An 11378-nucleotide genomic window follows, 5' to 3' on the forward strand; every position below is an offset into this window, starting at 1 on the left:
CGTGCGCCGGCTGCGGCTGGACGACCTGCTGCGGCTGCGCGCCCCCGTGCAAAAGGCCCTGCCCTTCGTGCTGATCGACGGCCACCGCCCCCTGCTGGGCGAGACCGACTCGGCCGCGCTGCGCACGCGGCTGATCGCGCAGTCGCAGGCCAGCCAGGCCCAGGCGCGGCACAGCGGCATGCGCGTGCAAAGCGCACTGCAGGCCAGCCTGTTCTAGAACCTGGAGCACGCCATGCACGGACAGGCCCTCACCATCGAACTCGACAGCCCCGACGACTGGCCCGGCTTTCGCGCAGCCTGCAGGGCGCTGCTGGCCCATGGCGCCGACCCCGCCCTGGTGCGCTGGCGGTGGCCCGACACGCCGAGTGCGCAGCCACTCGGCGCGGGGGTGGACCTGTTTTCCAGCGCGCCGCAGCAGGCCATGCCCGCCTCGGCACTCGCCGGGCTGGCCGGCCCCGGCGAGGCAGGGCTGTCCCTGTCGGACACCCAGATGTCCGCCCTGCGCCATGCCTGCATGCACCGCGCGGCAGGCCGCTTCGAGCTGTGCCACCGCTGGCTGGCGCGCATGCAGGCCCGGCCCGAACTGCGGCTGGATGCGCTGGATGCGGACTGGCGCGCCATCGAGGCCCTGGCCCGCCCCGTCTCGCGCGAGATCCACAAGATGCACGCCTTTGTGCGCTTTCGGACCACGCAGCGGCAGAACCTGCCCGAGCTGCACATCGCCTGGTTCGAGCCCGAGCACCACATCGTGCGCGCGGCGGCACCCTTCTTCTGCAAGCGCTTTGCCAACATGCACTGGGCCATCCTCACGCCGCAGTGCAGCGTGCACTGGGACGGCCATGCGCTGCGCCTGGCGCCCGGCGCGCGCCGCAGCGATGCCCCGCCAGCCGACGCGGGCGAGGCCCTGTGGCTGACCTACTACGCCAGCACCTTCAACCCCGCGCGCCTGAAGGAGCAGGCCATGCTGCGCGAGATGCCGCGCCGCTACTGGCACAACCTGCCCGAGACGGTGCTGATCTCCACCCTGGTCCAGCAGGCCCGCGCGCGCACGGCGCAGATGCTGGCGCCGTAACGGCAGCCGCCAAAAAGAAACAGAAAAAAGAAAAGGCCCCGAAGGGCCTTTGTCTGCTTTGCAGCGTCGCTCAGTGCATCAGCCCAGCCACTTGCGGGCGTTGCGCCACACGCGCATCCAGGGGCTGAATTCCGACTTGTCGCCGTTGGTCCAGCTCATCTGCACGTTGCGGAACACGCGCTCGGGGTGGGGCATCATGGCCGTGAAGCGGCCATCGGCCGTGGTCACTGCCGTCAGGCCGCCGGCCGATCCGTTGGGGTTGAACGGGTACTGCTCGGTGGCCTTGCCGTGGTTGTCCACATAGCGCATGGAGGCGATGGCCTTGTCCGCATTGCCGCGGAAGCGGAAATTGGCAAAGCCTTCGCCGTGGGCCACGGCGATGGGCAGGCGGCTGCCGGCCATGCCCTGCAGGAACAGGCTGGGGGACTCCAGCACTTCCACCATGGACAGGCGCGCCTCGAAGCGGTTGCTCTGGTTCTGCGTGAAACGCGGCCAGTCCTGGGCACCGGGAATGATGTCGGCCAGCTCGGCAAACATCTGGCAGCCATTGCACACGCCCAGGCCGAAGGTGTCGCTGCGGCCGAAGAACTGCTGGAACTGTGCGGACAGGCTGTCGTTGAAGGTGACGGAGCGCGCCCAGCCGATGCCGGCGCCCAGCGTGTCGCCGTAGCTGAAGCCGCCGCAGGCCACCACGCCCGCAAAATCCTGCAGCTGCGCGCGGCCGCTTTGCAGGTCGGTCATGTGCACGTCCACCGCGTCGAAGCCGGCCTCGGTGAAGGCATAGGCCATTTCCACATGGGAGTTCACGCCCTGCTCGCGCAGCACGGCCACGCGGGGCCGCGCGCCCAGGTTCAGGAAGGGTGCGGCCGGGTTCTCGGCCGGGTCGAACGTCAGGTGCAGGTGCATGCCGGGGTCGGCAGGCTCGCCGGCTGCGGCGTGCTCGCTGTCGGCGCAGGCCGGGTTGTCGCGCTGCTGGGCGATCTTCCAGCTGACGGCATCCCAGACCTGGTGCAGGTCGCTGAGCGAGGCGCCGAAGACGGACTTGGCATCGCGCCAGACCTGCAGCTCGCCCTTGCCCGCATCGACCTTGGACGAGACGGGGCGCGTCTTGCCGATGATGTGGCTGCAGGTGGACAGGCCATGCTCGCGCAGGGTCTGCAGCACGGCGGCGCGGTCGGCCGTGCGGATCTGCAGCACGGCGCCCAGCTCTTCGTTGAACAGCGCGCGCAGCGTCATGTCGTCGCGGCGGCCGCTGATCTGGGAGGCCCAGTTCTTGCCTTCGCCCGAGTCCATGCGGCTGTCGCTGATGCCGTCGCCTTCGGTGACCAGCATGTCCACGTTGATGGCCACGCCCACATGGCCGGCAAAGGCCATCTCGGCCACGGTGGCCAGCAGGCCGCCGTCGCCCTTGTCGTGGTAGGCCAGGATCTGGCCCTTGGCGCGCAGGTCGTTGACGGCATCGACCAGGGCAATCAGGTCCTTGGCGTCATCGAGGTCGGGCGTCTCGTTGCCGGTCTGGCCCAGCACCTGGCCCAGGATGGAGCCGCCCATGCGCATCTTGCCGCGGCCCAGGTCCACCAGCACCAGGGTGCTGTCGTCTTCCGAGGCGTCCAGCTGGGGCGTGAGCGTGCCGCGCACATCGTCGATGGAGGCAAAGCCCGTGATGATCAGGCTGACCGGCGAGGTCACCTTCTTGACCTGGCCGCCCTCGTTCCACTGGGTGCGCATGGACAGGCTGTCCTTGCCCACGGGGATCGAGATGTCCAGCTGCGGGCACAGCTCCATGCCCACGGCCTTGACGGTGGCGTAGAGCGCCGCGTCTTCGCCGGGCTCGCCGCAGGCCGCCATCCAGTTGGCCGACATCTTGACCCTGGACAGTTCGATGGGCGCGGCCAGCATGTTGGTGATGGCCTCGGCCACGGCCATGCGGCCCGACGCCGGCGCGTTGATGGCCGCCAGCGGCGTGCGCTCGCCCATGGCCATGGCCTCGCCCTTGAAGCCCTGGAAATCGGCCAGCGTGACGGCCACGTCGGCCACGGGCACCTGCCAGGGGCCGACCATCTGGTCGCGGTGGGTCAGGCCGCCCACGGCGCGGTCGCCGATGGTGATCAGGAAGCGCTTGGAGGCCACGGTGGGGTGGGCCAGCACGTCGATCACGGCCTTTTCCAGGGGCACGCCGGTCAGGTCCATGGGCGGCAGCTCGCGCTGCACGGTGGCCACGTCGCGGTGCATCTTGGGCGGCTTGCCCAGCAGCACGTTCATGGGCATGTCCACGGGGAACTTCTGGTCGCCCGAGGCCACGGCCGTGTCCTCCAGCACCAGCTGGCGCTCCTCGGTGGCCGTGCCGATCACGGCAAACGGGCAGCGCTCGCGCTCGCAGAAGGCCGTGAATTCGGCCAGCGATTCGGGCGCGATGGCCAGTACATAGCGCTCCTGGCTTTCGTTGGACCAGATTTCCTTGGGCGCCAGGCCGGATTCCTCCAGGTTGACGGCGCGCAGGTCGAAGCGCGCGCCACGGCCCGCATCGTTGGTCAGCTCGGGGAAGGCATTGGACAGGCCGCCGGCACCCACGTCGTGGATGGCCAGGATGGGGTTCTTGTCACCCTGGGCCCAGCAGTGGTTGATGACTTCCTGGGCGCGGCGCTCGATCTCGGGGTTGCCGCGCTGCACGGAGTCGAAGTCCAGCTCGGCCGCGTTCGTGCCGCTGGCCATGGAGCTGGCAGCGCCGCCGCCCATGCCGATGCGCATGCCGGGGCCGCCCAGCTGGATCAGCAGGGTGCCGGCGGGGAACTCGATCTTGCGCGTCAGCTCGGAGTCGATCACGCCCAGGCCGCCCGCGATCATGATGGGCTTGTGGTAGCCGCGCATCACGGCATCGGCCCCCACGCCGACCTGCTGCTCGTACTCGCGGAAATAGCCGGTCAGGTTGGGACGGCCGAACTCGTTGTTGAAGGCCGCGCCACCGAGCGGGCCCTCGATCATGATCTGCAGCGGGCTCGCGATGTGCTCGGGCTTGCCCACTTCGCTGCCCCACAGCTTGGAGACCGTAAAGCCCGACAGGCCGGCCTTGGGCTTGGAGCCGCGGCCCGTGGCGCCCTCGTCGCGGATCTCGCCGCCCGCGCCGGTCGATGCGCCGGGGAAGGGAGAGATGGCCGTGGGGTGGTTGTGCGTCTCCACCTTCATGAGGACGTGGTTGACGGCCTTCTTCTTCTGGTAGCTGGGCGCCTTGATCTTGTCCAGGGCCGCCTCGAAGGTGGCGACGAAGCGCTCGACCTCATGGCCTTCCATGATGGAGGCGTTGTCCGAGTACGCGACCACCGTGTGCTGGGGCGAGACCTGGTGCGTGTGGCGGATCATGCCGAACAGGCTCTTGTCCTGGGCCACGCCGTCAATGGTGAACTGGGCGTTGAAGATCTTGTGGCGGCAGTGCTCGCTGTTGGCCTGCGCGAACATCATCAGCTCCACGTCCGTGGGATTGCGCTGCAGGCCCTTGAAGGCGTCGACCAGGTAGTCGATCTCGTCGTCGGCCAGTGCCAGGCCCCATTGGCGGTTGGCAGTCTCCAGCGCCGCGCGGCCGCCGCCCAGCACATCGACGAACTCCATGGGAGCGGCTTCCAGGGCGGAGAACAGCTGCTCGGCCTCGGCGCGCGTGGCGAAGACCGATTCGGTCATGCGGTCGTGCAGCAGGGCCGCGATCTGCGCGGTCTGCTCGGCCGACAGCTCGGGCTTGCCACCGAGCAGGCCGCTCTTGAGGACCACGCGGTACTCGGTGATGCGCTCGACGCGGAAGACTTCAAGGCCGCAGTTGCGCGCGATATCGGTGGCCTTGGAGGCCCAGGGCGAGATCGTGCCCAGGCGCGGGGTGACCACCAGGGCGGTGCCATCGGCCGGGCCTTGCGGGCCTTCGTAGGGATCTCCATAGGTCAAGAGCGCCTGGAGGCGCTCTTGCAATGCGGGCGTGGGTGCGGCGTCCGTGGCCACCAGGTGCACGAAGCGCGCGGCAATGCCGGTGATTTTGGGATGGATGGCGACCAGGTCGGTCAGAAGCTGCTGGGCGCGGAACGAGCTGAGAGCGTTTCCACCCTCGAACTGTGTCAGATGCAAGGTCACGTGGCGGCCTGTTGGGTGAGGAGGCTTGTGAAAAGCGCCCTGCGGCCCCGCCCGGCTGGGGGCAGGCCGCAAGGCGCTGAATCGGTGAGGCCGCCATTTTACCGGGCTGCGCCGTCCCGGTGGCGACAGCCGCCCCTTACCCCTGCACGTCCAAAGGCGCAATGGGATAATTGCGGGCATGAGCATCACCATCAAGAGCGCCGAAGACATCGCAGCCATGCGCGTGGCATGCCGCCTGGCTTCGGAAGTGCTGGACTACATCACCCCCCACATCAAGCCCGGCATCACCACGGCCGAGATCGACCGGCTGGGCGCCGAATGCATGGCGCAGCAGGGCACGGTCTCCGCCACCATCGGCTACCAGCCGCCTGGCTACCCGCCCTATCCCGGGCACCTGTGCACCTCGGTCAACCATGTGGTCTGCCACGGCATCCCCAATGACAAGCCGCTCAAGAAGGGCGACATCGTCAATGTGGATGTCACGGTCATCACCAAGGACGGCTGGTACGGCGACAACAGCCGCATGTTCCTGATCGGCGAGTGCTCCATCGCGGCCAAGCGCCTGTCGGCGCTGACCTTCGACGCCATGTGGCTGGGCATCCAGCAGGTCAGGCCCGGCGCCACGCTGGGCGACATCGGCAACGCCATCCAGACCTTTGCCGAAGGCCACGGCCTGTCGGTGGTGCGCGAGTTCTGCGGCCACGGCATCGGCCAGAAGTTCCACGAAGAGCCGCAGATCCTGCACTATGGCCGCCCCGGCACGGGCACCGTTCTCGAAGAGGGCATGGTCTTCACCGTCGAGCCCATGCTCAACCTGGGCAGGCGCGAGATCAAGGAACTGGGCAAGGACGGCTGGACCATCGTGACCAAGGACCACAGCCTCTCGGCCCAGTGGGAACACACCCTGGTGGTGACCAAGACGGGCTACGAAGTCATGACCCTGTCGGCTGGCTCGCCCGCGCTCCCGCCCTTTGTGACCGCCACGAGCTGCTGAGGCTCGGCATGTTTCTTGCGTGATGCGCAGGCAAAATGGCACTGCGCCCGGGGCACCCGCTCCAGGCGCCTCCCCTGCCCTGGCCGCGCATGAAACAGATCACTGACCACACTCCTTCCAACTCTGCGCCCGCAGCCCCGGATTCGCTGGAGCAGTTGCGCGCGCAGTACGCCCTCGATCGCGGACGCTGGATAGGCTCGCTGCTGGCGCCCACCATGGGCCGGCGCGGCGTGCGCCTGGTGCTGCAGCACCTGAGCGATCTGGCCGACACGCTGCTGCGCGCGCTGTGGCACCGCGCCGGCATGCCTGCCGAGGCCTGCCTGGCCGCCGTGGGAGGCTATGGCCGCGCCCAGTTGTTTCCCTACTCCGACATCGACGTGCTGGTGCTGCTGCCGGCCACCGGCACGGCAGACCCGGAGCTGACCTCGCGCATAGAAAAGTTCATCGGCAGCTGCTGGGACGCGGGCCTGGAGATCGGCTCCAGCGTGCGCACGCTGGCCGAATGCCTGCAAGAGTCCGGGCGCGACCTCACAGTGCAGACCGCCTTGCTGGAGTCGCGCCGCATCTGCGGAAACGAGCCGCTGTTCGGCGAGTTCCAGCAGCGCTACCAGGCACAGATGAATGCGCGCGCCTTTCTGTCCGGCAAGCTGCTGGAAATGCGCCAGCGCCACAACAAGTACGAGAGCACGCCCTACTCGCTGGAGCCCAACTGCAAGGAATCGCCCGGCGGCCTGCGCGATCTGCACACCATGATCTGGCTGGCCCGCGCCGCAGGCCTGGGCCACAGCTGGCAGGCCCTGGCGGAAAAGGGACTGATCACCGATTTCGAGCGCCAGCAGCTCGAAGACAACGAGGCCATGCTCAGCCTGATACGCGCGCGCTTGCACGCCGTGGCGGGCCGGCACGAGGACCGCCTGGTCTTCGACCAGCAGACCGCCGTGGCCGAGGCCTTTGGCTACCGCTCCACCTCGGCCGAGGGCCGCAAGCTGGCCATGCGCGCCAGCGAGACGCTGATGCGCCACTACTACTGGGCAGCCAAGGCCGTGACCCAGCTGTGCCAGATCCTGCGCCTGAACATCGAGGAGCGCCTGAACCCACGCCCCACGCCGCGGATCCGGCTGAACTCGCGCTTCTACGAGAAGGCCGGCACCATCGAAGTGGCCAGCGACGATCTGTACGAGCGCGAGCCGCATGCCATCCTCGAAACCTTCCTGATGTACGAGACCCATGTGGGCCTCACCGACCTGTCGGCACGCACGCTGCGCGCGCTGTACGGCGCGCGTGACCTGATGGATGCGGCCTTCCGGCGCGACCCGGTCAACCGCGCCACGTTCATGAAGATCCTGCAGCAGCCCAGCGGCATCACGCATGCCATGCGGCTGATGAACCAGACCTCGGTGCTGGGGCGCTACCTGTGGCCCTTCCGGCGCATCGTGGGCCAGATGCAGCACGACCTGTTCCACGTCTACACGGTGGACCAGCACATTCTCATGGTGCTGCGCAATGTGCGGCGCTTTTTCATGGCCGAGCATGCGCATGAGTACCCGTTCTGCTCCCAGCTGGCCAGCGGCTGGGACAAGCCCTGGCTGCTGTACGTGGCCGCGCTGTTCCACGACATCGGCAAGGGCCGCGGCGGCGACCACTCCATCATCGGCGCCGTGGAGGCCAAGCGCTTTTGCCGTGCCCACGGCATTGCGCGCGCCGACGCCGAGCTGATCGAGTTCCTCGTGCGCGAGCACCTGACCATGAGCCAGGTCGCGCAAAAGCAGGATCTGTCGGATCCCGAAGTGATCCAGGCCTTTGCCGAGCGCGTGGGCAACGAACGCAACCTCACGGCGCTGTACCTGCTCACCGTGGCCGACATCCGTGGCACCAGCCCCAAGGTGTGGAGCGCCTGGAAGGGCAAGCTGCTGGAGGACACCTATCGCCTGACTCTGCGCGTGATGGGCGGCCGCGCGCCCGACGCGGCCGCCGAGATCGAGGCGCGCCGGCGCGAGGCGCTGGTGCAGCTGGCGCTGACGGCCCAGCCCTTCGAGTCCCACAAGAAGCTCTGGGACACGCTGGGCGTGGACTACTTCATGCGCCATGAGGCGGCCGACATCGCCTGGCACACACGCCACCTGTCGCGCCACGTGGGCACCACCCGCCCCGTGGTGCGTGCGCGCCGCTCACTGGCGGGCGAGGGACTGCAGGTGCTGGTCTACGCACCCGACCAGCCCGATCTGTTCGCGCGCATCTGCGGCTACTTCGACCGCGCAGCGTTTTCCATCCTGGATGCGCGCGTGCACACGGCCCACAACAGCTATGCGCTGGACACCTTCCAGGTGGTGGCGCCCGCCATGCAGGAGCAGTACCGCGAACTCATGCACATGGTCGAGAACGACCTGGTCGCCGCGCTGATGGAGGGCGGGCCGCTGCGCGAGCCCTCGCCCCGGCGCCTGTCGCGCCGCGTCAAGAGCTTCCCCTTCGCGCCGCGCGTCACGCTGCGACCCGACGACAAGGCCCAGCACTGGCTGCTGTCCATCTCGGCCACGGACCGCGCCGGCCTGCTCTACACCGTGGCGCGCATCCTGGCCCAGCACCACCTGAGCGTGCAGTTGGCCAAGGTCAGCACGCTGGGCGAGCGAGTGGAGGACAGCTTCCTCATCGAGGGTGCCGAGCTGCAGAACAACCAGCACCAGCTGCTCATAGAGACCGAGCTTTTGCAGGCCCTGGCAGTCTGAGCCGATTGCGCAAAAAAAGCCCGCCCTGTTGTGCAGGGCGGGCTCGTCGGGTTCATGCGCTGGCAGGCGGGGATGCAGCCATCAGTGCATGGCGGACGCAGGCGCCGACACCGTGGCCACTTGCTTGCCCTCGCGGTCATAGAGCTTGCCATCGACCACCCGGTCGCCATCGGCGAGGGCAGACAGCACGGCCTCGCTGAGCACGCGCTCCGATCCGGCGCCGAACACCGATGGCTCTTCGGGGTTGCCCTGCTTGAAGTGGTTGAAGACCAGGTTCAGCAGCAGCACGGTCACCGCAGTGGAGCTGATGCCCGAATGGAACATGGTGGCGAACCAGTCCGGGAAGTGGTGATAGAAGTCCGGCTTGACCATGGGCAGCACGCCCATGCCGATGGACGCCGCCACGATGATCAGGTTCATGTTGTTGTGATAGTCCACCTTGGCCAGCGTGCGGATGCCGCTGGCTGCCACCGTGCCAAAGAGCACCAGGCCCGCGCCTCCCAGCACCGAGGGCGGCACGCAGGCCACGATGCGCCCCATGATGGGCAGCAGTCCGAAGGCGATCAGGATCAGCCCGCTGAAGGCCACCACATAGCGGCTCTTGATGCCCGTGACCGCGACCAGACCCACGTTCTGGGCAAAGGCGCTCTGCGTGAACGAACCGAAGAACGGGGCCACCACGCTGGACAGCATGTCGGCACGCAGGCCGTCGGCCAGGCGGCGCGAATCCACGCGGGTGCCCACGATGTCGCCCACGGCCAGGATGTCGGCCGAGGTCTCCACCAAGGTCACCAAGATCACGATGGACATGGAAAGCGTCGCCGCCAGGCTGAAGGTCGGCCAGCCGAAGTGCAGCGGCATGGGCACGGCGAACCACGCACCGCTGCCCACCTCGGAAAAGTCGGACTTGCCGATCATGGCCGCCACCGCCGTGCCGATGACGATGGCCAGCAGGATGGACAGGCGCGAGATCATGGCGTTGCCCAGCTTGCTCAGCGCCAGCACGATGACCAGGGACAGCCCGGCCAGGCCGATGTTGCCCATACTTCCGTAGTCGGCCGCCTGGGGATTGCCGCCCATGGCCCAGTGGGCCGCCACCGGCATCAGCGACAGGCCGATGATGGTGATCACGCAGCCATTGACCAGCGGCGGGAAAAACCGGGTGAGTTTGGAAAAAATGGGCGCAATGATCAGGCCGAACACCGAGGCAAAGAGCACGGCGCCCAGCACGCCCTGCATGCCGCCGCCCGTGTGCAGGATGCTGACCATGGTGGCCACGCCCGAGAAGGACACGCCCTGCACCAGCGGCAGGCGCGAGCCGAAGAACGGAATGCCCAGCGTCTGCAGCAGCGTGGCCAGCCCGCCCATGAAAAGGCAGGCCGTGATCAGCAGGCCCGTGTCGGCCGCCGACATGCCGGCCGCATTGGCCATGACCAGGGGCACGGCCACGATGCCTCCGTACATGGTCAGCACATGCTGCAAACCATAGAGGGTGTTGGCCGTGAGGCCGAGTTGCTCGTCCTCCGGGCGGATGTCTGCGCCCAGGGCCGGCGCATTGCCAGAACTTTTTTCCATCGCTGTCTCCTTGTCCTCTTGTTCACAGAACGCCGGACAAGTACGCGGCAGCCGGATGGCGGCAGGCGCGCCCCCGCGCACCCTTTGCCGCCGACCCGATAGGCCGCGCTCTCCTGCATCCTGCATCGCGAAGCCCGGTGGCTGCTTGGCAGCTCTTGGCGGGCGCACGCACACAATCCCCGCCTTCGCGGGAAGTGCCACTGTACGGCGCCAGCATGGAAAAATTGTCTACCGATTTGTATACAAAGACCTGACCGCAGATCTTGAAATTACAGCGGCAAGCAAGTCCGCTCAGTCATCCTCGGCAGCGCTGATGCCGGGGAACAGCACATCGGTGAAGCCGAACTGGCGGAAGTCGCGCATGCGCATGGGATAGAGCTTTCCCCAGAGGTGGTCGCACTCATGCTGGACCACCCGCGCATGAAAGCCATCCACCGTGCGATCGATCGCATCGCCAAAGACATCGAAGCCCGTGTAGCGGATACGGCTCCAGCGCGGCACCATGCCACGCATGCCGGGTACGGACAGGCAGCCTTCCCAGTCCATCTGTTCGTCTTCGCCGATGGGCGTGATGACCGGGTTGATGAGCACGGTGCGCGGCACCACCGGTGCATCGGGGTAGCGCGGATTGGGCAGGCCGGAGCCGAACACCACCATCTGCAGGTCCACGCCAATCTGCGGCGCGGCCAGCCCCGCGCCATTGGCGGCATGCATGGTGTCCAGCAGGTCGCTGAGCAGCAGGTGCAGTTCGTCGGTGTCGAATTCGGTCACGGGCTGGGCGACGCGCAGCAGGCGCGGATCACCCATTTTCAATATGGTGCGTACAGTCATGGCAGTGCACGGTGATGCAGGAAATGCGGGTCGCCAAGCATAGCGGGCGACCGCGCACCGTGACCACACGCGG

General features: G+C 67.7%; 6 protein-coding genes and 1 pseudogene. 4 read left to right on the plus strand and 3 right to left on the minus strand.

Annotated features, from left to right (window positions below; translation table 11 throughout):
* A pseudogene (locus L995_RS05565) lies at window positions 1-217 on the plus strand (putative DNA modification/repair radical SAM protein); the annotation flags it as partial.
* A 15-nt stretch (window positions 218-232) separates the two neighbouring features.
* A complete protein-coding gene (locus L995_RS05570) occupies window positions 233-1072 on the plus strand; it encodes a TIGR03915 family putative DNA repair protein (protein ID WP_047469993.1) in 840 nt (279 codons plus the stop codon).
* A 78-nt stretch (window positions 1073-1150) separates the two neighbouring features.
* Here L995_RS05570 and purL read toward each other — a convergent pair whose 3' ends face one another.
* Window positions 1151-5182 (minus strand): phosphoribosylformylglycinamidine synthase, encoded by a 4032-nt coding sequence (purL, locus tag L995_RS05575; RefSeq protein ID WP_047469995.1) that lies wholly within the window; start codon window positions 5180-5182, stop codon window positions 1151-1153.
* 178 nt (window positions 5183-5360) lie between these two features.
* Here purL and map point away from each other — a divergent pair, with 178 nt between their 5' ends.
* Window positions 5361-6176, plus strand: a complete 816-nt coding sequence (gene map / locus L995_RS05580) for a type I methionyl aminopeptidase (protein ID WP_016450769.1) — start codon at window positions 5361-5363, stop codon at window positions 6174-6176.
* Between the two features lie 89 nt (window positions 6177-6265).
* Window positions 6266-8899: a [protein-PII] uridylyltransferase gene (locus tag L995_RS05585; RefSeq protein ID WP_052195755.1), complete on the plus strand. Its 2634-nt coding sequence runs from the start codon at window positions 6266-6268 to the stop codon at window positions 8897-8899.
* Window positions 8900-8980: 81 nt separating this feature from the next.
* On the opposite strand, the gene L995_RS05590 is transcribed toward L995_RS05585, so the two are convergent.
* The gene (locus L995_RS05590) at window positions 8981-10474 is read right to left on the minus strand and encodes a nucleobase:cation symporter-2 family protein (RefSeq protein WP_016450767.1); all 1494 of its coding nucleotides are present in this window, start codon (window positions 10472-10474) and stop codon (window positions 8981-8983) included.
* 291 nt (window positions 10475-10765) lie between these two features.
* Entirely contained in the window at window positions 10766-11305 is a 540-nt protein-coding gene (gene def / locus L995_RS05595; RefSeq protein ID WP_016450766.1) for a peptide deformylase, read from the minus strand.
* Between the last annotated feature and the right edge of the window lie 73 nt (window positions 11306-11378).

Origin of the sequence: Delftia sp. ZNC0008 (assembly GCF_000799035.1) — a bacterium.
GTDB classification, from domain to species: domain Bacteria; phylum Pseudomonadota; class Gammaproteobacteria; order Burkholderiales; family Burkholderiaceae_C; genus Comamonas; species Comamonas tsuruhatensis.

Coding starts and splice junctions, on each gene's coding strand:
- L995_RS05570 (WP_047469993.1), top strand. CDS start 233: ATGCACGGACAGGCCCTCACCATCGAACTCGACAGCCCCGACGACTGG.
- def (WP_016450766.1), bottom strand. CDS start 11,305: ATGACTGTACGCACCATATTGAAAATGGGTGATCCGCGCCTGCTGCGC.
- L995_RS05585 (WP_052195755.1), top strand. CDS start 6,266: ATGAAACAGATCACTGACCACACTCCTTCCAACTCTGCGCCCGCAGCC.
- map (WP_016450769.1), top strand. CDS start 5,361: ATGAGCATCACCATCAAGAGCGCCGAAGACATCGCAGCCATGCGCGTG.
- L995_RS05590 (WP_016450767.1), bottom strand. CDS start 10,474: ATGGAAAAAAGTTCTGGCAATGCGCCGGCCCTGGGCGCAGACATCCGC.